Here is a 20,668-nt window from a genome sequence, read left to right as displayed (position 1 = left end):
CAACTTGGTCCTAGCTTTTTATTACATAGAAGATTTTTCTCATTCTTCTCGAGTACCGTCTAATACCGTTTCGGCTTTTAGTTTCAAAGCCTTCGGATTGAATTCGGATTATTTCAGGAAGCATAGAATCCTCTATGGATACAACGTTTTCTTTCTCTGCCTGTCTCCATCTTCTTATATATAGAGCAGTAATTATATCCCGTACCAGTCTCTCAAAGCTTACTAAATATACGTTTAATGTAACCTGAACTTTTGTCATATCCATGCAGATCACTTTTAAGTGAGTATAATAATTGGCGAATTTACTTCTGAGTAGTTCTTTAGATTCCATGCTTGACGAATTAAGTCTCCTGCATATTGAAAAATATAAGGATATTTTCTATTTCGTGTCCTTCAGAATACCCACAGCTTTTAAAGTAGAACTGAGACCCAAAATTGAGAGTAAGCAGATTCCAAGGTATTCTCCAAGATTAAAAAGCTTTTAAGTCCTTTTTAAGTCGACTTTCCAATCTTCTCTTCAGAAATTGTTGTTAACCTTGAGTGTTTGACTCCCTTCAAACTTAGAATTTTTTCAGCTATCTCTATGATTTTCTCCCCTTCTCCTTGCAGAATTACTACTTCAAAACATGAATCTGGATTAATATGGAAACGTACTGAGGAATTTATTAGATCAGTATATTCATGCTGAATATTTGCCAGAGTGCTTGATACCCCTTTTTTTGAGCAATCATATACGACAGAAATCGTTGCAGCTCTTTTTCCCCTGATCTGCTGCATCCACTCATAGTGTTGGTTATATGTCCTTATGGCATCCCTTATTCCCTCGGACCGAGAGGAGTAACCTCTCTTCATAAGAGTTTTGTCAAATTTGTTGAGAAGTTCCTTTGGCAGGGAAATTCCTATTCTCATAAGCTTCTTTTCCATATACCCCTCCTGAAAACTGAAATTTTCTGCTAAGTACCCTTCCACAAGCCTGGTGGCTAAAAATGCAACAGGATACCTAAAGGAAAAAGTTGATATAATTGATATTATACTCCCAAATTCTCCACATTGATTTCCAGAATTATATTCTAATATTTTATTCTAACTTCGTGGCATAAATAGTAATCGAAAGACATATGAAATATGAGAAAGTGTATTGAACTTAGAGATATATTAGGCTTAAATTAACGGGATAGAAATATTTCTGCCCGAACCTTCGCTTCTATCCGGCTATTTGCAGGAAAAAGGCCTTCTTACAAAAAATGGATATCACTGTAAATATAAAGCGGAAATGTTCTACCTGCGCATATTTTCAAGCCAATTGTTTGCTAAATGTAAGTTTCACGGTCGGAAGATACTGATTCCGGCAAATTATTCCTAAAACTACTGTTTTTTATAAGTATCCTTGAGATCGGTAGCAACCCTATGGATTCCCAAAAAGCTTATTAAAGGCAGAGTTCTATAGCGTGAAACACATTTACGCTGAATTTAGCTGACAATGAATAATTTTTCTTAGTTATCAATTTAATAAAAGAGTTGAATATTATGGCAATCCAGAAAGGCGATTTCATAAAGTTGAACTACACAGGTAAGTTCGAAGACGGCAGGATTTTCGACACAACAGACGAAGAACTTGCAAAAAAAGAGGAAATCTTTAGCCCGCATGGACTTTACGGCGGAGACGTTGTTATTGTCGGTGCAGGCCATACAATTGAGGGCCTTGATGAAGATCTCGAAGGAAAGGAAGTCGGTTACAGCGGAAGCGTTGTAATCTCTCCGGAGAAAGCTTTTGGCCCAAGCAACCCCAAACTTGTAGAAACTATTTCCATTACGAAATTGAAAGACAGAAATGTTCACCCTGGCCTTGCTGTTGAGGTAGATGGCAGAAGAGGAATTGTCAGCAGGGTTATAGGCCGCAGGGTCACTGTGGACTTTAATAGCCCTCTTGCAGGCAAGACCGTTACTTATGAGTACACCATTGAAAAGGTTCTTGAGACGGACGTTGAGAAAACCCAGGGTCTGCTCGCCCTCTACACCGGCATCAGGGATCTGGAAATAGAGATCGTTGATGGCGTTGCAAAAATTTATACTCCCACTGGCCTGACCTTCAACCAGCGCTGGCTCATGGCAAAGAACAGAGTAGCATCAGAACTTTTCAAGTACGCTGGCTTTAAGGAAGTCCAGTTTATTGAAAAGGTTACAGCTGAGCCTGAAGTTAAAGCTGAAGCTGAATCCGAGCCAGAGGTCGAGCCCAAAGCCGAGGAATCTTCAGAGCCGGAAGTCTGATTCTGGCTTTAAGTTCTTCAGAAAAGCGAAGAGTTCTTTCTCTTCGCAAATTTTATATACCATAATCGGGTTTGTTGTATACGCTTACCGGGATCTTAGTAATCTGCAACTATTCTCTTTCCGGAAGCTGTATGGATAATTCTCTCAACCTGCTGAGGTAGCCCAGCGGACTACGGCGCCGGTCTTGAAAACCGGTAGCGCTTCGCGCTACGGGAGTTCGAATCTCCCCCTCAGCGTTCTTCTTAACTCATTTTCAAAAATTACTTTTATTCTTATAATTTACCCTAGTTTTTGACGGGTTGCCGCGCTGGCTCCAAATTATTCGCTGATGGTTGTTTTTAGTACGCGATTTTTGCAGTAATTCGCTCAAAATTCTGTCATGCCGGCAGGTAGATGGTCCAGCAATAATCGGTTGATATTTTCTAAAGTATTTACTACACATTTGGATTTCGTTCCTATTTTTTGCATTATGTACACACTCAATTTCCTGTACACAGGTAAGCTTAGAAAACAGATACAGCTAAGCAAAAATACTCAAAGACAAAATCTCAACTAGCTACTCATGCACGATCTGCAGGTATAGAAACTGCTATTCTCTTCCGTAATGCCGTAAACCGTAAGCTCGTACGATGAATATTAATCACAGAAGACAGTAAATCATAGAAGCAATATTTAGGTAAATAATCTCTGTTTTTGATACGTTTGAGTGATGAGTAAGAACAAAGACAGCATACTTCCGAGCTGTAACTTTTCGGAAAAAGGCCCGTCCTCCCGAGGCGAGACTCGGGCGAGACGGAACTCGGGAACTGGAGTTTACTATGCTGCACTTAGAGGTTTCAGCCCTGAGCTTTTAAAGCTTCAATTTTTTCGCAGGTATTTTTTGATCAGACGCCTACCAGCCAGAGCCAATCGTGGAGACTGTGATGGGGAGGTCTTAGCTGAGGGGTTTTTATGTAAACTGGATTTTTTTAAACTCAGTTCGAAGATCTGAAGACGATATGAAATATAAAGCAATAAAGGTAAAGCCACAAATATCAGGATAACATCGTGCAGGATTGGATTACTTATAAAGTGTGTTCCGGAATTCCAGAGCGCCAGGAATGGCCTGTGGAACAGGTAAATACAATATGAAGCTGTAGCCACATATGTAAAGGCAGAACTCAGGGAGCTTGAAAATCTATTATTGATATATTTCATTGCAAACATGTATTCAAGAACACAGAACGTTATTATGAACACATCAAGAAGCAGGCAATCAACGATGATGAATTTTAAGGCAGCATAACTCATTCCCAGTGAATTCGCAATGCTCTCTAACATTGCTACCATCATGGAGGACTCTATAGTGCCGCTGCCTGCTTCAATAGTTAAAGAGACCTTCGGATCCAGGAAAAGAGCTGCTCTTGAGCCTAAAACAATAATCATTACAAATATAACGGGAATCGCTGCCAGCAGTATCTGGACAACAGGAATTTTCGCAATCATTGCTATGCTTTTCTCAAACAAACTTTCTCTACATGTAAGGATCCCAAATATGAAAATCGGGAAAAACATAAAGAAACGATGGTCAATAATATGAAAAGTTCTTGAAACTGCCAAAAACCCAAGAAATACGAGAGAAGAGTAAATTAAAAACTGTTTTGAATTTTTCGAAATCCTGATGATGATTGGGTAAATTGTATAAAAAACAATAATTAAGCCGACAAAATACAGCGTCAACATTGGAGATGCATAAGAAGGAGCAAGGAAGATTTGCAATCCTAATATATGCATAATTATATTTTGAAAACTAAACACATTCTCAGCATTAGGGAATATAAAGCCTGAATTTAATTTTGGGGCATATATAAAAAACACAAGTGTAAAAGCGGCAACAGCTGCCCAGTATAAAGGGAAAATCCTAAGGAGTCTTTTTCTGTAAAAAGACAACACGTTCTGGAATGAATTTATTGAATGATTATTATAATATATCAAATATCCACTCATAAATATAAAAAGCCCCAATCCCATGTTTGCGAAATAAGGGTCAGCGGCATAAAGGGCTAACTTGCTATAAGTCGAAGATAAAAAGTTACTTAAGTGAGCCGGAATGATCATTGCTATTGCTAAAGTTCTCAGGAAATCAAATGCAATTATTTTGTTTTTCATTGTCTCAACCCTATAAATGAAGTCTTAAGTAAATGTGACTCAACCTCTAAATTATTCGTATACTGATAAGTCAACTTACAAAAACAATCGTTATTTAATAATCCCACTCGCGCTAAAAAAGCAGCAATTTTTTTTGTATATGTATACTCTGTTAGCCTATTATCTGGTTACCTATATAATAATTACTCCTATGTTACTTTTTTGTTTATTTCTGGGTGACATTCGAATTTTATACATAAAATCCAATCACCTGGTAAAATAAAATTGCAACGCGTTAATATTGGAAGTTATCGAGTCACATAATTATTAAAACCTATATCATGGAAAAATTTGCACAACTGTTTATAAAAACATTTTTAGCGGCTTACTCGTAAATATATTAATATAAAAGTATTTTTAAAGATTTTTAAGCCAAATATTAATTCCCACGAAGGTAACAGGGATAAAAGATGTGATATAGGTTAGAACTCTCATGGGAGGGTAGCAAAAGATGATTTCTCAAAATTCGGATTATTGATTAGCTGGCCTCCTTGGTTTATAGAATAATAAAAAGATGCATGACAATGAAGAGAGATCCGAATAATAGAAAGACGCATGACAATGAAGAGAGATCCGGCAAAAAAGAAAGAACTCCTCAGCTGATCTGTTCTCTAATAAGCATTGATCCAGAGTCAGATTACATGCAAGAATGAAATCCGAAATAGATATTTTTTAAAGCTTTATGACCATTTTATCCAAAAAAATAAAAATGTAATTTTAGTGCTGACACGGCAATTAATTTCATTTTTGAAAAAGTTATATATTTCTTAATTCTGCTGCTTCTCAGCAAATTCTACAGCTTATTCTTCTCTTCGAGAGCTTACTCTTCTCCCATTTCTTTTCTGAATTCTATATAATCTCTCTCGACTTCTTCGAGTTCGTATTCCATTTTATCCCCCCGTCTTCGATTAAAATAGCAGTAGTTTACTTTTGCCTTTGCTTATTGACAAAAGCTATTTCTCTGAATTTACTTTAGTCCCCACTTTGGGGAATGTTCTTCATTTATATATAGTTTTCCGTCAACCCGAGTTACTTCTGCCTGACTGGCAAAAGTTGACAGTTCTTTACATTATTTGTTACGCTGTGTGAGGACGATAAGATATTTTTAAATGAAAAATGAGTGTTTTCTGTCTTCATGCGTAAAAGTTCAAAACCTGAACTCCTTGTGGGTGTCAGGAACCTTTCAGGGCTTAAGGCCTGCTCAGAATACGCGGATGCGGTCTACTTTTCAACCGACAAGCTTAGTTTGAGGGCAAAAGCAAAAGAAATTACTCTGGAAACCCTTGGTGATTTTGTCTCGGAGGTAAAAGCCGGAGGGCTCAGGGCTTATCTTGCTGTAAACTCGACAGTAAATGAGGAATGGCTAGGGGATGCATCCGATGTAATAGCTGCCGCTTCGAATGCAGGAGTGGATGCAGTTATTGCCTGGGATCCGGCCGTAATTCTTAGGGCGCGGAAAGCCGGACTTAAAATTCACATTTCTACGCAGGCAAATATTACCAACCATGAAACTGTAAATTTCTACAAAGGACTTGGGGCAGAACGTGTTGTGCTTTCGAGAGAGCTTTCCCTTGAAGAAATACGCAAGATAAGCCAGCATACTGAAGTAGAGATCGAAACTTTCATCCACGGCGCAATGTGCATGGCAGTTTCAGGCCGATGCCATCTGTCGGCTTATGCTCTTGGAAAATCCGGAAACTGCGGAGAATGTACTCAGCCTTGCCGCTGGGAGTGGGAACTTCATGGGGAGAACGGGCTTGTTGTAGCAAGCCTTGGGAAGTACCTCCTAAGTGCAAAAGATCTTTGTATGATAGGGCATATTCCCGAGCTTCTTGAAGCCGGCATAGCTTCCTTTAAAGTAGAAGGGCGGCTCCGGGATCCTGGATACCTTGAAATGGTTTCCCGCTGCTACAGGGAGGCGATCGATGCCTGCATAGAAGGAACCTACACTCCTGAGAAAATAGGGGCCTGGAGGCGTGAACTCGCTTCGGTTTATAACAGGGGCTTTTCAACTGGCTTTTACTTTGGAGTTCCGGGCCTTGAGGGCTTTTCTCCTGAAAAAAATATGAATGCCTCGAAAAAGCAGCGCAGGGCTGTGGGAATTATTGAAAACTATTATCCGAAACAGCAAGCTGCAGCCGTCAAGCTTCTCGAAGAAGCGATTTCGATTGGGGATGAGATAGTAATTGAAGGAAATACCACTTATTTGAGACAGCAAGTCCGTTCCCTGATGAAAGAAGGCGAAACTATTCAAAAAGCTGAAAAAGGAGATACGGTTGGCCTTGCTGTTGATGGACATGTTCGAAAAAATGATCAGATTTTCAAAATTAAATTTAAAGAAGTAAAATGTTATGAGTAAATTGTAAAATCCTGTGATCAAATAGCGAATTGCTATACTTAATAATAGTGCAGTGTATTTGTCAAATATAATATGTGGATTAAAATATTAAAGCAGTAACTATATATTGGAGTCTTCTTATACGGGTAAGAAATTCTTGATTGATGTTATTCTTTAAAGCAATGTTCATTATAAGCAATTTTCTGACCGATAAACAGTCTCCTCTGTAATAAAGGCAGGCAAGAATTTGCCTCCTGACTGAGTGAGATTTTATTTTGTTTATCTCGGAGCCAGTATTAAAGGTGATACTTTGATAAGCGTCAACGAAATGGGATCATATGTCATTGAAGAAATGCTCGACTGGAGCGAAGATCTGAAAACGGAAGTACTTAAGCTTGAAAACGGAGCTACAGTTATTGACTGTGGAGTCAAGGCCGAGGGCGGATATGAGGCTGGAATGTATCTGGCAAGGCTCTGCCTGGCCGATCTTGCCGATCTCAAATATACTACTTTTGACCTGAATGGCCTCAAATGGCCTGCTATCCAGGTAGCTACTGACAATCCTGTAATTGCCTGTATGGCTTCGCAGTACGCAGGCTGGAGAATCTCCGTAGGTAATTACTTCGGAATGGGTTCGGGTCCTGCACGTGCACTTGGCTTAAAACCTAAAGAGCTCTATGAGGAGATCGGGTATGAAGATGACTTCGAAGCTGCAGTCCTGGTCCTGGAGTCCGATAAACTCCCTGATGAGAAAGTTGTGGAATATATTGCAAAACACTGTAGTGTAGATCCTGAAAACGTAATGATTGCTGTTGCTCCTACTGCCTCTATTGCTGGTTCTGTACAGATTTCGGCCCGTGTTGTAGAAACCGGAATCCACAAACTTGAATCCGTTGGTTTTGACATCAACTGCATTAAAAGCGGATACGGTGTTGCTCCAATTGCTCCTATTGTTGGAAATGATGTTCAGTGCATGGGCTCGACCAATGACTGTGTAATCTACTGCGGCGAGACCAACTATACGGTCCGCTTTGATGGAGAATTGGCCGAACTTGAGGAATTCGTAAAGAAGGTGCCCTCTACAACCTCCAGAGACTTTGGAAAGCCTTTCTACCAAACCTTCAAAGAAGCAAACTTTGACTTCTTTAAGGTTGATGCAGGCATGTTCGCTCCTGCAAGGCTTACAGTAAATGACCTTAAGAGCACAAAGACAATTTCCAGTGGCGGTCTCTATCCTGAGGTCCTGCTTCAGTCTTTTGGAATCAGGCAGGTTTAAAGGGCAAATACCTTTTCAATTCTTTTTTACTTTTTTTGTTTTTTTCTATTTTTTAATTCTATATTCCTGTTGAAACCTCTTAATTTTTTAATCCTATATTCCTGTTGAAACCTCTCTTATTTTGTTCAATTCTTTCTTAATAACACTGTTAATAACGCTGTTAACATCATTTATTTAAGCGAATGCCTCCAATCTTACTATAGAAATATAATACTATGAAAAAATGCTCAGAAAAACACAATTTTATTGAAAGCTTAAGGAGAGAATTCAGTGCCAATAATAAATACTTCAGAAGGAGTAGGAGGCATCCTGAACAGTTTCAGGGGCCTTGTCGAAGGTGCAAAAAGGATAACTTTTGTGGGAACTCCAGGGTTCTGCACTCCTTTTGCCGAACTTCTCGGTTTTGTAGTCCGGGACCGGGAACTTGCTTTTATTTCCAGCCAGGATTTTGATAAAGCCAGGTCTATCTTCAAGGATTATGAAGGCATGCAGCTTGGAGAACTTACAGATAAACACGCTGACGTTGTTGTCCTGCTTGGCGGGCTTTCGATGCCGAAGGTAGGGATAAACCCTGAAAAAGCGAAAGAAGTTGCTAAAGAAATCCTTGAAGGTTCAGAGAACGGAAAAATTATCGGAGTCTGCTTCCAGTCCATGTTCTTGAAGCAGAAATGGGACGAGATAATCAACTTTGATTACATCATTAATTCCGACCTTGCAGTTGAGGTAATGGAAGTCTGAACTTTTCAATTACATTTTCAGGAATTCCTGAAGCTTCCATATATGAAAAATTCCCTTCCTTTTTTACCTTTCTAGTTTAGAAATTTTATACATTTTTAATAGATACGGTTATATCCGATCTTGACTTATAACATGTGGTAATTATGGAAAAAGCTGCTAAAGAAATCAGGGAATTAAAGGGGTTTTTGCCCAGATCTATTGCGTATGCCGGACAGATAAACGAAGACTTTGCCGAAGGAATCTCAGGTTTTTATAAGGCAGTCTGGACTGAAAGGGAAGGCGGGATCTCTACAAAACAGAAGCATCTCATTGTCTTTTCTATAGCCTGTTCAAGCAACAACATCCAGAGTGCGGTCAAAATCTTGGAAAGACTTCACAAATTTGGAGCCACGAGAATCGAAATTAATGATGCCATGATGCTCGCGGCATGGACAGGTGGAATTCAGCATTTCACGGATTTCAGTGCAGCAATACTTAAAGAAATGGAGAGATTAGGTTTTTGAAGCTGTTAAGGAAATAATTTTATAAAAATCATTTCTTTAATTTTTCAAAAGATTTTACTCTTATGGTATTTCATTTTTTAAATTTTACTTCTATAATATTTTGAAATGCTTTACTCTACTTTTTATGTTATTATTTTCAAAATTTTAAATTAATAAAAATATACAACTTTTATTTTTTTCGAAAGCTTTATTTATTCAGTTTTTGTAGAGAAATAAAGCAGTAATAACTCAGGCACGTCTCATAGAAGGGGTTTTGTGGAACAGTCGAAAACAGATATAATTTTCAGGGAAGTACAGGATCTGCGGAACAATTTTTTCTTGGTTTCGGTCCTTTATCCTGCTTTCCTGTTCTGGTACATTGAAATCCATAGCTTGGTACTAGGAAAACCTGCCGGAGTCAATAATATTCCTGGAACATACCTGTTTGCTCTCTGGATTATTTTCGGGTTATTTTTCCCTTTTATATTTTACTGTACAAAGCATGTAACTGAAGTAAGAAGCGATGGAATATACGTTCGCTTTGTACCTCTCAATATCTCCTCCAAGAAGATTCCTTACTATGTAGTGGAGGACTGCAAAATTAAGGTTTATGACCCTCTAACAGGAGAAGAATCTGATGTGTTAGATTCTTCCAAAAAAGTTAGCCCGGTTGTAATCCTGAAACTTATTTCTGGAGAACGAATGCTTCTTAGCTCCAGGAAACCTGAAGAACTCTGCAGCGCAATCAAGCAGGCTACATCACAGTATTAACAATTCCTCCATTTTTGATAATTCCTGCTGTCCAGAGTTAAGCATTAATAATTAACTTTTAATGATTTAACTTTTAATAATTAACTTTTTAATAATTCACTTTTTAATAATTCACTTTTTAATGATTTTTTTAATAATTTGTTTTTTAATAAATTATCCTTTAATCTTTTTCCATTATTTATTCTATGAAGCTTTAGTTTGACCCTGAGCCAAAGTACAAAAAGCAAAACCTTATATGGACCTTAAAACTGTTTTAATTATATTTTATAGATATTCTTTCTAAAACCTTAAAAGTGTTCCAGAGAAGGTAGATAAAAGTGTCTGGGGGATAGATTTTTCCCCGAAAGGAACAGAAGCTCTTTACAGGGAACGAGATGGAAAACTTCTGATCGAACTTGAGCTGCACAGCGTAATGCAAATTTTCAATTCTTTTGATCCTGCTCCTTTTCTTATAAAAGTGCTTGCTGATACTTGTAAAAATGAGGGTTTATATACCCGGTTCGAATTTAGGTTTAGACAGTTCGCTAAGACGGGCACCTTTTCTCTGTGATATGGTCGGGGTTGAGGTTAAGGACAAAAAGAAAGCTTGTTTAAAATTTTCTCTTCTCTCTACATTCTATCAGTTTTTCTTCAAGGCGGATACGGGAGATGAAGACGCCAAACTGCGTTGCAATGGTTTCTATAACAGTGCGCACGCTATCCGGAAGCTCGAATTCAATGTTCGAAGCAAGATAAAAAGCTGCAATAACCTTTTTTTCTGATTTTACGGGGATAATTGCGGTAGCCCTAAGATTTTCATGCCTGAGTGCGTCATCTCTTGAAGTGAGAAGCAGGTCTATATGCTGTTTGTAAATCGGCTGTCCTATCATAACAAGTTTCGTATGCGGGGAATTCACACTGTAGTGAGAGGCATGCTCGACAAAATTAGGGGAGAAGCCGCTGTGAAAGGCAAGCGTCATATCTCCTGTTTCTTCGTCGATAAGGTAAATACCTCCGGCATTGATTTCATCTATCTGCAGGCAGGAATCCAGTAGTCTTTCAAGAGTCTCGTTCAGGGAACTGGAAGTACTAAGTGCAATGCCCAGATCCCTCTGGATGTAGAGCAATTTTTCTTTTCTTTTCCGCTCAGTAACATCCATAACTATTCCCATAAGATATTCTACAGTTCCATTTTTATCAACTTCAATGAAAGTCCTTTCATCAACCCAGCGTATCTCCCCTGATTTAGTCAGGATACGATACTCTTGAGAATAGTCCACGTAATTTTCTTCTATTCTTCTTGAGAGTTCTCTTTCAACCATTCCCAGGTCATCCGGGTGCACGATATTGCCATAAAGAAGTTTTCCGGATGTAAATTCTTCGGCAGTGTATTCGAATTTTTTTATGTTTTCTGATACAAACTCAGCAGGCCAGTACTTCTCTGGTCTCCAGAGGAAAACCGTGACAGGAACTTTATTTATTACCGAGATAAGCTCCTTTGCCATCTCCAGAGCGTTGCATAAAGCCGTCTCATTTAGATATTTGTATAATTTTTGTTTACTGTTCTTGTTCTTAGCTGAATTCGAGACTGTTTTAGGCATTTGGTTCCCCCATGATCAAAATCTCTTGCAGGAATCTATGCAAAAATTTTGAATATTTACATTTTTGCTTCGCAAATATAGAAGTGTGCAATAAATAAAAAGGCTTATGATTTTGTTTTCAGAGAGTATCAGAATGTAAAGACTTGAAAATTAAAATCGATTAAAAGAGCTGGTTAGAAGAGATAAATTAATAAAAGGAAATCTAAGAGAAAAGTATACAAACTAAATTCAATTTAAGGGTTTTTAAAATATATCCATTTAAATTCTAAGCCTCTTTGTCTAACTATCGGTTGTTCTTTACGATACTGCGGAGTTCAAAAGGGAGGGTCACAGAATAACCGCGAAATTGGATAATGAAACTAAGGGAGATTAAAGCGGAGAGAGCTAGAAGGAAAATGGTGGTTTCTGGTTTGTTGGGGGGCGCCCTAAAAACCCTGTGCAGAATTCAGCACAAATGGTTTCTGAATATGTTAAATATATTGAGCCTGATGAACCAGACACATTCGAACCGTAGTAACAGACCAACCTCGTATCCTGCAGTTCTCCCTTTGCTCTGTGACCGTACACACCCTCATATTAGATAATGCAGAAACAATTAAATATTTTGTACACAGACCTACCTATTAATTTAGTGTTCGGGGGAATTCATATAGGAAAAAATAGAGGGGACGACCAAAGAGACGGATCTGTTAAAGGAAGAAAACAGGTATTCAATTCAAAAATCGGGAAATGGGTTAAAATTGACACAACAACCGGAAAAATCATCGGTGTAAAGAAAGATGGCGAACCGTATAAAGGGGTCAGAGGAAAGGGAAAAGCGTGAAAGGTTGAGACTGGAAAGAGATGAGAGCAAAAGACAGTCAAAGTTTTCTATACACTTTGCTTCGGTTCCCAACTTTCACGACCTGGATAATAAGCAATGGGTCTTTGATTAACATTATCACACGGTATTCCCCAACTCTCAAAGAATACAAGGGTGATTTAGCTGGCATTTTTAATTTTTTGACATATGAATGAGGATCTTCTTTGATTTCGCCAATGACATGAAAAATTCTTTTTTCCACTTCATGCGGTAACTCGTTCATATCTTTTATAGCGCTTGAGGTGTACGTTATAGAATACATTTAATCATCAATGCCTAGCAGATTTCTAGCTTCGTCTTCATTATAAATTCTGCCTGCTTTGATATCTTCCAAACTCTCTTCTATTCCTTTAATTTCTTCATCTGTTAATGGGTCTTCATCGTATGCCATTTTGATAAGACGTTCAACGACTGAGTTATATGACTCTGTTTTGTATATTTTTAAGTTGTCTAGCATATTTTTTATATTTGGATCGATGCAAATTGTCGTTGTAGCTGCCATGGTATCCTATAGGACTCTATGGGATATAAACATTGTGTGATCAATCATTATTATTTTGACTTAACATCTGGCTTGTAGTGAACTACCCTTGAGTCTTTAGCTCAGGGGTAGTCCACAGTCCAAATTAATTAATAGGCTTTAAAATATATATTGCTATTTGACAAACTTTCGTTTTAATCTCGATTGAATTCGATTTTCTTTAACACTATCTAATTTTTCCGTTATACATTCACGAGAAAGAACTTGACCCGGAAGCGGAAGAGTATATCTATAACACTGTTGGGGAGTTCCCTCTAAAAAAGTTCCTTGAAATTGTAATATACATTCCTTCTTCTGAGTTTAATGGGGAAACCGAGCATACCCTTAAAGAAGCGATCAGGAATCATTTTTCTTACAGAAAAGTTCTTACGGACATAGAGTTGAGGAGGCTTCTTCAGCGAGGACGAAGAAACATGACAATTGCAATTGTCTTCCTTTTTCTCTGTCTCCTCATAATCCGGCTTATTTCAACTCTTGAACAAGACCTGGTAAATACCATGCTTTCAGAAGGTCTGACAATTATCGGTTGGGTTGCCATGTGGGAGCCTGTTTATGTTTTTCTCTACGGGTGGTGGTCTATTGTGCAAAAAAGAAATATTTACAGGAAGATTCTCAGCACGGATATAAGTGTCATATCTGGCTCCCAGTGCGAGGTAAAATTGACAAATTCCTGTTTTTCACCAAATAGAAGTGAACTGCGGTTTGAAGGTCCGAAATTTACAGAATAGATGCTAACTGAGGGCTGGTAGCCTGGAAGAGTCTGGAACCTGAAAAAGAGTGAAATTTCAAATTTTCATTCGAATATTCGCGCATCCACAACCACGTGTAGGACTCCGGGAGAGTATTTTTTTATCCTGCGGGTCTCCAGAATCTCCACCTTCTTTCCCAGCGTGCAGGCAGCTTTTCTTATCCTTTCCTGAGGTCTGGTTCTGGCAAGACTCTCCGGAACTGTTTCGTGATAGTGTAGGATTCCGCATTTTTTTTTCAGGGCTTTTATAGCCGGCTCAAGATAGTGATGTGTTGTTCCCACATATCCCATAAGCACACGGTCGGCTGTTCCTTCAGGGACAACTTTTGAACAGTCTCCGCAAATCGGGACAAAGATATCTTGTATATTATTTAGCCTGATGTTTTCTTTCAGATAGGCAAAAGACTCAGGATTAATTTCTATACCAGTAATTTTTTTCGGCCTGGAATGCACGGCCATAGGAATTGAGAAATAACCTATTCCTGCAAACATATCTACTATGATTTCCCCTTCTCCTAACCTGCTCATCCGCTTCCTTTCTTCAAGGTTCCCTTTGGAATACATCACCTTTGTTACATCCTGCTTAAAAAAACAGCCATGCTCTTTGTGAATGGTTTCGGTTTCGCTACCGAGAAGTAGTTCTCTTTTTGGCTGGCGGAACTGTCCCTCAATTCCAAAATCCCTTACAACAGTTTTGCACTTCGGGTACTTCAAGAGCAGAGCCTCAGCAATTCTCATTTTCTTACCTTCCAGAGCTTCTGGGATGCTAACTATTATTATCTCTCCCAGGACCTGCCAGCCTGAAGGGACGCATGCGAGTTCGGCTTCGGAAAGAAAATCTTTGAGGTATTCTTTTAGAGACCAGTTTTTTCCCAGAAATTCAGGATTTTTCTGTTCGGTTACCAGGAAGCTTTCAACTTTTTCTCCTGCAACTTCTGTGACAGGAATTTCAATAAAAGAGCCTCCTGCAGTCTGAAGTTTTCTTATCTTTCTTGTAGTATCCAGAAATCTTCTGGCAACTGCCTTTTCCCTGATCTCTTCTCCTTTCTCGGGAGGGATTCGGATTACTCTGTACATCGGAATTGAAGAATAACTTGCATTGAATTAATGTTTTGTGTTTGAGTCTATAATCCTGACTCATTCAATAATTAATCTCTTATTTTCGTGTCCATTTCCTTTCTTAGTCCAGTCTTATTTCTTTACTTCAAGTATCTCTGTGCCGTTTTCTGACCTTGCGGGCTGGTTTATAATCAGAAATTTGAGATCCGTATCCGCTGTATTATATGTAGCCTGTACCGAACCCGCAGGGATGTATATGAGCTGGTCAGAATATATATCGACCGGAATTCCGTCAATATAAAGCAGACCCTGCCCTTCAAGGATATAATGAATTTCAGAATTTATCATCACATGGGGTGCAGCATTCTTCCCTTGTTCTACAATGGAATGGGCAATGCTGCAGTTAAGGTCAATGCCTTTATCGAGACTCAGAGGGTTCAGGAGTTCGGCAATTTGAAACTTTCCGGGTTCTCCAGTGTATTTGCACTCTTCAAGATTCCTGCAAACTATGTAATTCCCCAGGTAAAGATCGGCTCCTACAATGTAAGTTTCTCCTCCGTAAGAAGCCTTTTTGACGAAGGTGCACTTGCGGAATGTCTCGGAATTATTTCTCTCCTGCCAGTTATATTCAATCCAGCCCTCTCCTTTCTCGCCAAAGGCGTTTCTATAAAGAGTTCTCCAATGGGCTTGCCGTCGGCATCTACAAGTCCTTTCATATCTTTGCCTTCACAGCTTCGTTTTGAAGGACAAACTATTTGGACCCCATCTTCGGTCCAGACAAAAATGCAGAAACTATCCTGGTACCAGGGAGACCCCTTTTCCCGAAATGAAGGAAATAATTCTTTTCCCTGGGCTTCAATGAGTCTGACTGTAGCTTTTACCTTGCTTTCGATGTTCTTTATTTCGCCCGCCAGCTTACTCTCACCTTTTTCCAGAATGAAGGGATCTGGTGCAGGCTTCGAAACAGCAGGTTCGAATATCTCATTTTTTTCTTCAGCTTGCACCGTTCCCAGTTATTCCGCTGATATTAGAGTTTACGGTTTCGTTTTCAAGCTCTGTTGAGACTGCAGGTATCTCATCTTTGCCTCCACTGGTAAGGACTCCCAGAACGAACGCAACTGTAGGCATAATACAGGCGATTTTTATTAAATCCATAGGTTTCCCTGCTGTTCTGGCTTAAACCTTCCCTGTTATTAAAGGAAGGTCAGCCTATGTCTGAGTAATTTTTCTGAATAATTATCTGAAGTATTATTTTATTTTTTCATTTTATTCTCGTTTGGCAACTTAACGAGGATTTGCTGGCTAAATGAGGAGCATTTATCTACTAAGACTTTGAATTATTTTTCAGTTCAATCTGTTCAACATTATCCAATCTTAGTTTCAATTAATTTTTTGTTTTTCTGAGCTTTTCTATGACGTAAATCAAATTCTGAACCACCAATAGGGATAGAAAAAAATGTCTAATCGTTACAACCTCATTTCTTGGAATGTAAACGGCCTTCGGGCTGCAATAAAAAAAGATTTTCTTGAGCTTTTGCTGGAAAAGAAATTTGATATTGTCTGTATTCAGGAAACTAAAGTTTCTCCTGATAAACTTCCGAGAGAAGCAAAGAATATTCCGGGCTACTACAATTACTTTGTCTCAGCAGAACAGAGCGGTTACAGTGGGGTCGGAATTTTCTCAAAGAAAAAACCCCTGAATATCGAAACCGGAATGGGAATCGAAAGATTTGACAGGGAAGGCCGCTTTTTGCGGGCCGATTTTGAGGACTTTACCTTAATGAATATTTATTTCCCTAACGGCAAAGCCTCTCCGGAACGCTTAGAATACAAGATGGACTTTTATGATGCTTTTTTAGACTATGCAAGTGCCCTCAAAGCCGAAGGAAAGAAACTTGTTATTTGCGGGGATGTAAATACAGCCCATAAGGAAATCGACCTTGCTCGTCCCAAACAAAACGAAATGATATCCGGTTTTCTCCCTGAAGAGCGGGCCTGGATAGATAACTTCCTCGCAGCCGGCTATCTTGATACCTTCCGTATATTCAATCCTGAAGGCGGAAACTATTCCTGGTGGTCAATGAGAACAGGCGCACGTAAAAGGAACGTCGGCTGGCGTATTGACTACTTTTTCGTAAGTGAAAACCTGAGAGATAATGTAAAATCTTCTCCGATTTATCTTGATATCATGGGCTCGGATCACTGTCCTGTAGGGCTTGAGCTTGAGTTTTAAGTAAGGTTTGAATTGATTTTTAGTTAGACATGTTAAATATTTTTTTATAGTAACTGATACTAATCAATAAAGTTTCACCAAGTGTTTCATGAAGATAGTTTAAAAAAGTTAAATAAAAGTTCAATATAGGTTAATAAGGAGTCAATAAACATTGCAGAAAAGAGTTGCAGAAAAGAGTTGTATAATATGAAGCCCAGAGGCGCTGTATCCGCTTACTGTATCCCCAATACAGTTTCTTCGAATTTTTATGCTTCCCAAACATATTAATTCGAAGGAGATCAGCGTCCTCCGGGAGATTTTTTTGTTTCGTAGATTCTTTTACTTTGATGATACCCTAGCTCTACTCCTCAACTCCAACATCTACTAATAACGTAAATTATTTTAAATTAATTATACCAAAAATTGTATTTAAGCAAAAAATTGTTTGACGTAAAAAATTTCAAACTAATAATTTTATAATTCAATCTTTCCTTATCTTTTTGTAAATCTTGCAATAAGTTAGGGATTGATCGCTGGTTTAAAGTCTTTCTTTGATTATTTTTCTACCAGAAGTCAAAAAGATCGGTTGACAACAGTAAGTCAAATATAGATTTAGTTTTCAAATTAAGTACAAAAATTAACGTTTATTTCTAAACTTTTTGTTTGTTTGAAGTTTTATGATAAACTCCGTTCCCTTATCCCTTTTTATTTCTATTGTACCATCAAGTTGATCCACGAGTGCATTTACAAGCTGAAGACCTAGGGTATCTGGATTTTCTATATCCATTTTTTCTGGAATGCCAACTCCATCGTCTGAAACTATCAGGACATATTCTGTATTTCCACATCCTGTATTTTCTTGCCTGTAGAGTTTAATTTGAATTTCTCCTCGTTTTCTTCCTTGAAAGGCATATTTGAAGGAATTGGAGAGAAGTTCGTTAACAATCATCCCTAAAGGGACAGATACATCCATATCAAAGAAAATATTTTCTTCCAGGTCAATCTTCAAGCTGGTATTTGCGTTTCCAAGCCTGTAAGTCTGAAAAAGGTTTTCAGATAGTTCTCTAATGTATGTAGAAAAGTCCAGGGTATCGGTCTCTTCTCCTTTATAAAGCTCTTCGTGAATAAGAGCCATAGATATAACCCTATTTTGGCTTTCTCTGAAAGCCTCAATAACTTCTGGGTCATCAAATTTATCTGCCTGAAGATCAAGAAGTGAAGAGATTACCTGCAGGTTATTCTTTATTCTGTGATGAATCTCCTTCTGGCGTGCAATTCCGATACTTGCAAGGGCATTTTCGGCTTTTTTTCTTTTGGTTATATCTCTATAGATTACCGAGATAGCAGTCAGCTTTCCAGCGACATTAAAAACCGGAGAAAGAGTTATGGAAACATTTATTATTGTACCATCCTTTTTTAATCGTAAAGTCTCATATTGCTGGATTTTTTCTCCCTGCTTAACCAGGTCAGCTAATCTTTTTGTCTCTTCGAATAATATCCCTGGTTCCAGTATGGATATCTGCTTTCCAAGGATTTCCTCTGCTGAATAGCCATAAACCTGCTCTGCTCCTTTATTCCAGCTTGTAATAATACCATCAAGAGACTCAGTTATAATAGCATCATTTGATGATTCCACGATATTTGCCAAGCTCTGAATCTTTTCTTCGGCTTCTTTACGCTCGGTAATATCTTGAACTATTCCCTTTACCCGAATAGGGATCTTATTCAAATTAAAAATGATCACGCTCTCTGCATGGACTGTGTGTTCTCCTCCACTGGCTGTAATTATACGGTAATCAACTCCACGGCGTCCTCCTTCCAGTCTTTTCTTAATAACATTATCTACATACTCCCGATCCTTGGGATGTATATAATTTAAAAGTTCATCGTAAGTTGCGCCTGATTCTTGAGGATTACGTCCAAAAATTCTATATAACTCCTCAGACCAATGTACCTCACCGGTTACAAGGTTCCAGTCCCAATTTCCTATATGTGCCATCCTTTGAGCTTCAGAAAGGCTTTCCTCGCTTTCCTTCAGTGAATTATAAGCCTCTTCAAGTTCGGCTGTACGCTCTTTAATCTTTTCTTCTAAACCCTGATACGCTTCTTTAAGAGCTTTTTCCACTTCTTTGCGCTCAGTGATGTCGAGAACAAAGGCTATACCTTTCTCTTCATCGATTGTAGCCGCTCCGATAATAATAGGTATGTGCGATCCGTCCTTGCGGATGTACTCTCTCTCACAGGGCTTCTTCATGCCAGTTGCTTTCAGTTCCTTTATGCCGCGCTTATCTTGAGCGTGGTATATCTGGGGAGTTATTCGACTCCAGTTAATTTCTCCAGCCTTCAAGTCTTCACGCGTGTAGCCGACCATTTCTAAAAATATGTCATTAGCGTCGGTGATCGAGCCGTCAAGGGCATAGTAAAACACTCCTATCATTCCCGATTCATACAACTTGTGCAGGCTCGTTTCACTTTCTCGCAGATTCTGTTCTGCCTGCTTATTCTCTGTAATATCCTTCAATAAAACTAGAATTCCTGCTGAAGACGGATAGACACCTATATCAAACCATTGATCCCGGATTAAGCTCTTTATCTCGATATGAGCTGGAAGGCGAGTTTCCATAACCTCTATGAACATTGTCTCTAATTTGCTCCCTACCCTGTAAGGAAATTTTTCCCACACGCATTCTCCTATCAGTTTTTCAGGTTCAAAACTAATATTATGTGCGGCATTTTCATTGATGTATGTAATGCGCCAGTTCTTATCCAGCTCAAGAATCCCATCAATGTTACTTAATATATCGTTAAGATGCTGCTCGTTTCTCTTTAGGGTAGTTTCCATCAGCTTGTGCTGTGAATTTTCAATTTGCTTCCATTTCCCTTCTTCTTTAATGAGAGTGAATTGATGATTTGCTGCGATATCTAAAATTTTGGTTGGATTGTTCTCGTTGAGGGAATAGGTGCAGAGGGCTATTATTTGATAGCTGCCCGTAACCTGAATCATTTCTTTTTCGTAATCAACAAAATCTTTCCAGATATTTTTTCTCAGCCAGAAAGTATCTTCAGATAATCTCAAACCTTCATACCCACTGGCAAGAGCTTGACTGAGTTTTCCAGTCCAGTAATCTAAGATTTTTTGTGAATTGAAAACCTCATTTTTTAAACCTAAGTCCGCGTATGAAATAATTTCAATTTGTGCTTTTCTCAGATAAGCATCAAAATCAAAAATAGCCATTCTCAGTGCTCTTTTTGCCTCTTCCACATTTAGAGATTCTGTAGTAATCCAGATACATAATTCATTATTTTCCAGACCGGATCTAAAATAAGGAATAAGTATCTCTATCAAATCTTCTTTTGTCTGGTAGAACTGGCAGAAATGTGTCCCCCAGGGCACATTTCCAATAACGTCAATGCCAGAATCTCTCAAGCTTTTTTCCATACCACACCTTCTACAACTATAACGAACTATTTTTAATTATTAAGCTATTTAATTATGTTTTCCATTAGAATAATTCTAGACTTCTCCTGCAGGCAATCTATCAAAGACTCACAAAATTGTAATTTGTCTTTGTATAAAGTATTCACTATTGAAAAAAGTATTAAGAT

Annotated in this window: 20 protein-coding genes and 1 tRNA gene; 10 read left to right on the top strand and 11 right to left on the bottom strand. The window is 38.5% G+C overall.

Features of this window, described 5'->3' with window-relative positions:
* Positions 1-10: 10 nt before the first annotated feature.
* Both BP861_RS04060 and nikR read right to left on the bottom strand, forming a co-directional pair.
* Entirely contained in the window at positions 11-331 is a 321-nt protein-coding gene (locus tag BP861_RS04060; protein WP_292372840.1) for a hypothetical protein, read from the bottom strand.
* A gap of 161 nt (positions 332-492) precedes the next feature.
* Positions 493-924, bottom strand: a complete 432-nt coding sequence (gene nikR / locus BP861_RS04055; protein ID WP_292372839.1) for a nickel-responsive transcriptional regulator NikR — start codon at positions 922-924, stop codon at positions 493-495.
* Between the two features lie 603 nt (positions 925-1,527).
* Here nikR and BP861_RS04050 point away from each other — a divergent pair.
* Together BP861_RS04050 and BP861_RS04045 are read left to right on the top strand one after the other, a co-directional pair.
* The gene (locus BP861_RS04050) at positions 1,528-2,268 is read left to right on the top strand and encodes a peptidylprolyl isomerase (protein ID WP_292372837.1); all 741 of its coding nucleotides are present in this window, start codon (positions 1,528-1,530) and stop codon (positions 2,266-2,268) included.
* A gap of 151 nt (positions 2,269-2,419) precedes the next feature.
* Positions 2,420-2,504, top strand: a tRNA-Ser gene (locus tag BP861_RS04045).
* A 622-nt stretch (positions 2,505-3,126) separates the two neighbouring features.
* On the opposite strand, the gene BP861_RS04040 is transcribed toward BP861_RS04045, so the two are convergent.
* Positions 3,127-4,416, bottom strand: a complete 1,290-nt coding sequence (locus BP861_RS04040; RefSeq protein ID WP_292372835.1) for an acyltransferase family protein — start codon at positions 4,414-4,416, stop codon at positions 3,127-3,129.
* A gap of 1,174 nt (positions 4,417-5,590) precedes the next feature.
* Here BP861_RS04040 and BP861_RS04035 point away from each other — a divergent pair.
* The 5 genes from BP861_RS04035 to BP861_RS04015 all read left to right on the top strand — a co-directional run bounded on the left by BP861_RS04035 (position 5,591) and on the right by BP861_RS04015 (position 10,060).
* Positions 5,591-6,814 (top strand): peptidase U32 family protein, encoded by a 1,224-nt coding sequence (locus BP861_RS04035; RefSeq protein ID WP_292372834.1) that lies wholly within the window; start codon positions 5,591-5,593, stop codon positions 6,812-6,814.
* A gap of 289 nt (positions 6,815-7,103) precedes the next feature.
* Positions 7,104-8,069 (top strand): methenyltetrahydromethanopterin cyclohydrolase, encoded by a 966-nt coding sequence (mch, locus tag BP861_RS04030; RefSeq protein WP_292372832.1) that lies wholly within the window; start codon positions 7,104-7,106, stop codon positions 8,067-8,069.
* 270 nt (positions 8,070-8,339) lie between these two features.
* Positions 8,340-8,807, top strand: a complete 468-nt coding sequence (locus BP861_RS04025; RefSeq protein ID WP_292372829.1) for a DUF2124 domain-containing protein — start codon at positions 8,340-8,342, stop codon at positions 8,805-8,807.
* Positions 8,808-8,950: 143 nt separating this feature from the next.
* A complete protein-coding gene (locus BP861_RS04020; RefSeq protein WP_292372827.1) occupies positions 8,951-9,310 on the top strand; it encodes a carboxymuconolactone decarboxylase family protein in 360 nt (119 codons plus the stop codon).
* Positions 9,311-9,565: 255 nt separating this feature from the next.
* On the top strand, positions 9,566-10,060 hold the full coding sequence (locus BP861_RS04015) for a DUF6141 family protein (protein ID WP_292372825.1): 495 nt from the start codon (positions 9,566-9,568) through the stop codon (positions 10,058-10,060).
* A gap of 590 nt (positions 10,061-10,650) precedes the next feature.
* Here BP861_RS04015 and BP861_RS04010 read toward each other — a convergent pair.
* Positions 10,651-11,640, bottom strand: a complete 990-nt coding sequence (locus tag BP861_RS04010) for a GAF domain-containing protein (RefSeq protein WP_292372823.1) — start codon at positions 11,638-11,640, stop codon at positions 10,651-10,653.
* Between the two features lie 604 nt (positions 11,641-12,244).
* Between BP861_RS04010 and BP861_RS04005 the strand changes: the two genes are divergently transcribed.
* Positions 12,245-12,463, top strand: coding sequence for a hypothetical protein (locus BP861_RS04005; protein ID WP_292372821.1), 219 nt, complete (start codon positions 12,245-12,247; stop codon positions 12,461-12,463).
* Between the two features lie 37 nt (positions 12,464-12,500).
* Here the strand turns inward: BP861_RS04005 and BP861_RS04000 are convergent, their stop codons facing one another.
* Both BP861_RS04000 and BP861_RS03995 read right to left on the bottom strand, forming a co-directional pair.
* Complete coding sequence (locus BP861_RS04000; RefSeq protein ID WP_292372819.1) at positions 12,501-12,764, bottom strand: type II toxin-antitoxin system RelE family toxin; 264 nt, start codon at positions 12,762-12,764, stop codon at positions 12,501-12,503.
* Positions 12,765-13,004: a DUF7557 family protein gene (locus BP861_RS03995; RefSeq protein ID WP_292372817.1), complete on the bottom strand. Its 240-nt coding sequence runs from the start codon at positions 13,002-13,004 to the stop codon at positions 12,765-12,767.
* A gap of 452 nt (positions 13,005-13,456) precedes the next feature.
* On the opposite strand from BP861_RS03995, the gene BP861_RS03990 reads away from it, so the two are divergent.
* Positions 13,457-13,771, top strand: coding sequence for a hypothetical protein (locus tag BP861_RS03990; protein WP_292372815.1), 315 nt, complete (start codon positions 13,457-13,459; stop codon positions 13,769-13,771).
* A 65-nt stretch (positions 13,772-13,836) separates the two neighbouring features.
* Here the strand turns inward: BP861_RS03990 and BP861_RS03985 are convergent, their stop codons facing one another.
* The 4 genes from BP861_RS03985 to BP861_RS03970 all read right to left on the bottom strand — a co-directional run bounded on the left by BP861_RS03985 (position 13,837) and on the right by BP861_RS03970 (position 16,005).
* Positions 13,837-14,868, bottom strand: a complete 1,032-nt coding sequence (locus BP861_RS03985) for a class I SAM-dependent methyltransferase (RefSeq protein WP_292372813.1) — start codon at positions 14,866-14,868, stop codon at positions 13,837-13,839.
* 114 nt (positions 14,869-14,982) lie between these two features.
* On the bottom strand, positions 14,983-15,234 hold the full coding sequence (locus BP861_RS03980; RefSeq protein WP_292373272.1) for a cupin domain-containing protein: 252 nt from the start codon (positions 15,232-15,234) through the stop codon (positions 14,983-14,985).
* Positions 15,235-15,386: 152 nt separating this feature from the next.
* Positions 15,387-15,854, bottom strand: a complete 468-nt coding sequence (locus BP861_RS03975; protein ID WP_292372811.1) for a cache domain-containing protein — start codon at positions 15,852-15,854, stop codon at positions 15,387-15,389.
* Positions 15,844-16,005, bottom strand: coding sequence for a hypothetical protein (locus BP861_RS03970; RefSeq protein ID WP_292372809.1), 162 nt, complete (start codon positions 16,003-16,005; stop codon positions 15,844-15,846). Before BP861_RS03970 ends, BP861_RS03975 begins: the two co-directional genes overlap by 11 nt.
* Before the next feature lie 301 nt (positions 16,006-16,306).
* Here BP861_RS03970 and BP861_RS03965 point away from each other — a divergent pair, with 301 nt between their 5' ends.
* On the top strand, positions 16,307-17,083 hold the full coding sequence (locus BP861_RS03965) for an exodeoxyribonuclease III (protein WP_292372807.1): 777 nt from the start codon (positions 16,307-16,309) through the stop codon (positions 17,081-17,083).
* 616 nt (positions 17,084-17,699) lie between these two features.
* Here the strand turns inward: BP861_RS03965 and BP861_RS03960 are convergent.
* Complete coding sequence (locus BP861_RS03960) at positions 17,700-20,501, bottom strand: PAS domain S-box protein (protein ID WP_292372805.1); 2,802 nt, start codon at positions 20,499-20,501, stop codon at positions 17,700-17,702.
* Between the last annotated feature and the right edge of the window lie 167 nt (positions 20,502-20,668).

Origin of the sequence: Methanosarcina sp. UBA411, assembly GCF_002495725.1 — an archaeon.
GTDB lineage: Archaea > Halobacteriota > Methanosarcinia > Methanosarcinales > Methanosarcinaceae > Methanosarcina.
Note: the sequence above shows the minus strand (reverse complement) of the source record. Positions and strands in the feature narration are given on the sequence as shown.

Bases quoted from the DNA above. Each gene is read 5' to 3' on its own strand.
- BP861_RS03965 (WP_292372807.1), top strand. From the start codon at position 16,307: ATGTCTAATCGTTACAACCTCATTTCTTGGAATGTAAACGGCCTTCGG.
- BP861_RS04050 (WP_292372837.1), top strand. From the start codon at position 1,528: ATGGCAATCCAGAAAGGCGATTTCATAAAGTTGAACTACACAGGTAAG.
- nikR (WP_292372839.1), bottom strand. From the start codon at position 924: ATGGAAAAGAAGCTTATGAGAATAGGAATTTCCCTGCCAAAGGAACTT.
- BP861_RS03995 (WP_292372817.1), bottom strand. From the start codon at position 13,004: ATGGCAGCTACAACGACAATTTGCATCGATCCAAATATAAAAAATATG.
- BP861_RS03990 (WP_292372815.1), top strand. From the start codon at position 13,457: ATGACAATTGCAATTGTCTTCCTTTTTCTCTGTCTCCTCATAATCCGG.
- BP861_RS04040 (WP_292372835.1), bottom strand. From the start codon at position 4,416: ATGAAAAACAAAATAATTGCATTTGATTTCCTGAGAACTTTAGCAATA.
- BP861_RS03960 (WP_292372805.1), bottom strand. From the start codon at position 20,501: ATGGAAAAAAGCTTGAGAGATTCTGGCATTGACGTTATTGGAAATGTG.
- BP861_RS03985 (WP_292372813.1), bottom strand. From the start codon at position 14,868: ATGTACAGAGTAATCCGAATCCCTCCCGAGAAAGGAGAAGAGATCAGG.
- BP861_RS04010 (WP_292372823.1), bottom strand. From the start codon at position 11,640: ATGCCTAAAACAGTCTCGAATTCAGCTAAGAACAAGAACAGTAAACAA.
- BP861_RS03970 (WP_292372809.1), bottom strand. From the start codon at position 16,005: ATGGATTTAATAAAAATCGCCTGTATTATGCCTACAGTTGCGTTCGTT.
- BP861_RS04000 (WP_292372819.1), bottom strand. From the start codon at position 12,764: ATGTATTCTATAACGTACACCTCAAGCGCTATAAAAGATATGAACGAG.
- BP861_RS04035 (WP_292372834.1), top strand. From the start codon at position 5,591: ATGCGTAAAAGTTCAAAACCTGAACTCCTTGTGGGTGTCAGGAACCTT.
- BP861_RS04020 (WP_292372827.1), top strand. From the start codon at position 8,951: ATGGAAAAAGCTGCTAAAGAAATCAGGGAATTAAAGGGGTTTTTGCCC.
- BP861_RS04060 (WP_292372840.1), bottom strand. From the start codon at position 331: ATGGAATCTAAAGAACTACTCAGAAGTAAATTCGCCAATTATTATACT.